The sequence below is a fragment of the Corynebacterium sp. KPL3927 genome (assembly GCF_040225835.1).
GTDB lineage: Bacteria > Actinomycetota > Actinomycetes > Mycobacteriales > Mycobacteriaceae > Corynebacterium.
In genome coordinates, this window is sequence record NZ_JBEHGD010000054.1 from 1 (window position 1) to 763 (window position 763).

Annotated in this window: 1 protein-coding gene; it reads right to left on the bottom strand. The window is 54.0% G+C overall.

Annotated elements, in window-relative coordinates:
* Positions 1 to 70 precede the first annotated feature (70 nt).
* The coding region (locus tag ABRP86_RS11520; protein WP_349864473.1) for an IS3 family transposase at positions 71 to 763 on the bottom strand (693 nt) is incomplete at its 5' end.

The window sequence follows — 763 nt, forward strand, 5'->3', positions numbered from 1 at the left end:
ACCTGAAATCAACATGGGTCTAATTATATCCATTTAAATTCGCGGGTGTGAAGTGCCCCGGGTTTTGTTCCTAGGCGTTTGCCTTGATTTCTATTATTGCTTGCGGCGGGTGCTGGTCCCAAAATTCGGTTTCCACTTCAGCTGGCGTGCGGTAGCCCAAGCTTTGGTGAAGCCTCGTCTCGTTCCACCATGACACCCACTCAAACGTCGCGATTTCCACCTCGACAACCTCATCCCACCTGCGAGTATGGATCAGCTCGTTTTTGTAGGAACCATTAACGTTTTCCGCCAGAGCATTGTCATAGGAGTCGCCAACAGTTCCGGTGGAAGCGGCAATCCCGTGCTGGGCAAGACGCTCGTTGTAGACAACGCTGACATACTGCGAGCCGTGATCCGAATGATGAATGAGACCTGTTGTTTCCTCAGCAGACGCGATCGCCTGGTTGAGAGCTTGCAGCGGCAACGCTTCGGTGCGCATGGAATCTGATAACGCCCACCCAACGATCCGTCGGGAGTAAACATCGGTGACAAACGCGGCATACACAAAGCCTTTCTTCGTGCGCACGTAGGTAATATCAGCCACCCACAGCTTGTTCGGGCCTTCGGCTTTGAATTCTCGCTCCACCAAGTCCGGGCGCAAATCCGGCCTTTGAGGTGTGCGAGTGGTCATAGGCGAGCGGCCTTTGCCTTTGCCTGATACACCGGCTAGACGCATCAGCCGCGCGGTTTGTTCACGACCGATATCGATTCCGTCACGATGAAG